Source organism: Stenotrophomonas sp. HMWF023, assembly GCF_003060985.1.
Lineage (GTDB): Bacteria > Pseudomonadota > Gammaproteobacteria > Xanthomonadales > Xanthomonadaceae > Stenotrophomonas > Stenotrophomonas lactitubi.
On sequence record NZ_QAIJ01000115.1, the window covers coordinates 6399 to 8361 of the forward strand.

Here is a 1963-nt window from a genome sequence, read left to right on the forward strand (position 1 = left end):
GTCGGCGGCCATCAGCGCGCCTTCAATCAGCAGGGTGCCGCTGCCGCACATCGGATCCAGCAGGCCGCCACCGGCAGCATGCAGGCGCGGCCACTGCGCACGCATCAGCAGCGCGGCAGCCAGGTTTTCCTTCAACGGCGCGTCATGCGCAGCACCACGCCAGCCACGGCGGTGCAGCGGGCCACCACCGAGGTCGATCGACAGCGAGGCGCGGCCCTTGCGCAGCGACAGGTTGACGCGCACGTCCGGCAGATCGGTGTTGACCGAAGGGCGCTCGAGCCCTTCGTCACGCATGCGGTCGACGATGGCGTCCTTGATCCGCTGCGCGGCAAAACGGGCATGGGTGATCTTGTCGCCGGACACGTGCGCGTCCACCGCCAGGGTCATCTCCGGCTTGATGTGCTCGTGCCACGGCAGCGCGCGCACGCCGTCATACAGCGCCTGCTCGTCCGGGCATTCGAATTCGTCGATCGGCCACAGCACGCGGCTGGCCAGCCGCGACCACATGACGATCCGCAGCGCCTGCTCCAGTTCGCCATCGGCATTGACGCCGGCGATGGTGGCAGTGGCCTTTTCCAGGCCGAGGGCCGACAGCTCATCGGCAAGCAGGTATTCCAGGCCCTTGGCGCAGGAGACAAAAAATTTCACGGGATCGGTTCGCAGGTGGTCAGGCACGGCAGGGAGCCGGGCCATTCGGAAGGGAGGGCCGTGGGCACGGCCGGCAGGCCCGCGCCGGGGGCGGCGGGGCTGCCATTGTAGTCAATGCGGGCGGGCGCGCCGTGCGCCCGGGCTTCACAGCTGCCGCAGCAGGCGCTCGAAGGCCTGCGCGGAGGCCTCCACGTGGTGTTCCAGGCGATGGCCGTCGTCCACCAGCAGCAGCTGCGCCGAGCGCGCCTGCGCCCAGGCGATGACCCCGGCGGCCGGCACCACCTCGTCATGCCAGGCCTGCACCACCGTTGTCGGCACCGGCGCGGCGTCCAGCGCCGGCATCGGGCCCATGGTGGTTGGCGGCACCATCAGGAACAGGCCGGCCACCGGCACCTGCAGCGAGGCGATGGCCGAGATGTAGGCGCCCAGGCTGGAGCCGGCCAGCACCACCGGCCCCTGCGCGGCGGCAGCGGCCGTGCGCTCGATCAGGCGTTGCAGGCGGGTGCGCACGTCGCCAACGCGGCTGACCTCGCTCATCGCGTCCAGGTCGGTGTAATCGGGGCGCTCATGGGTCCAGCCCAGGCGCTCAGCGACCTCGGCCAGGGCGGTGACCTTGGTCGCCTCCGGGCCGCTCTCGAAACCGTGCGACAGGATGCAGTGACCGCGGCTCATGCGTGCGCTCCCACGGAGCGGACCGACAGCAGAAGGGAAGGCAGTTTCATTCGGCAATGCTAGCATCGCCGCATGCCCAACCCGCTCCTGCCCGGCCTACAACTGCAGCCGCTGCCCTACCACGACCGCCTGCCCGTGCGCGATCCATCCAGCCTGGCGATGGTGGTGATCCACTGCACCGAACTGCCCGACCTGGCTACCGCCCGCGAGTACGGCGAGCGCGTGCTGTACGACAGCGGCGCCGGCAACAGCGGGCATTTCTACATCGACCGCGACGGCAGCGTGGTGCAGTACGTGGCGCCGGAGCGCATCGCCCACCACGTGCGCGGCATGAATGCCGATTCGGTGGGCATCGAACTGGTCAACTCTGGGCGCTACCCGCACTGGCTCGACAGCCGCCACCAGGCGATGGACGAGCCCTACACCGAAGCGCAGCTGCTGGCGTTGGAGCGGTTGCTGCAGGCGCTGGTGCTGCAGTATCCGTCGCTGCGGCAGATCGCCGGCCACGACCAGCTGGACTTGGAGCAGGTACCCGCCAGTGACGACCCGGCCGTGACCGTGGCGCGCAAGCGGGATCCCGGCCCGTTGTTCCCGTGGCAGCGGATCCTGGCCAAGGTGCCGCTGCAGCCGCTCGAGTGAGGGT

At 70.0% G+C, this 1963-nt stretch carries 3 protein-coding genes; 1 reads left to right on the forward strand and 2 read right to left on the reverse strand.

The genetic code is table 11. The features are described 5' to 3' along the window. Window positions 1-648 (reverse strand): THUMP domain-containing protein (locus DBR20_RS22725; RefSeq protein WP_258223224.1); only part of this gene is annotated, 648 nt, incomplete at its 3' end. A 144-nt stretch (window positions 649-792) separates the two neighbouring features. After that, on the reverse strand, window positions 793-1320 hold the full coding sequence (locus tag DBR20_RS06060; protein WP_100464402.1) for a hypothetical protein: 528 nt from the start codon (window positions 1318-1320) through the stop codon (window positions 793-795). A 72-nt stretch (window positions 1321-1392) separates the two neighbouring features. On the opposite strand from DBR20_RS06060, the gene DBR20_RS06065 reads away from it, so the two are divergent. After that, window positions 1393-1959 (forward strand): N-acetylmuramoyl-L-alanine amidase, encoded by a 567-nt coding sequence (locus tag DBR20_RS06065; RefSeq protein ID WP_108265558.1) that lies wholly within the window; start codon window positions 1393-1395, stop codon window positions 1957-1959. Window positions 1960-1963: the final 4 nt, after the last annotated feature.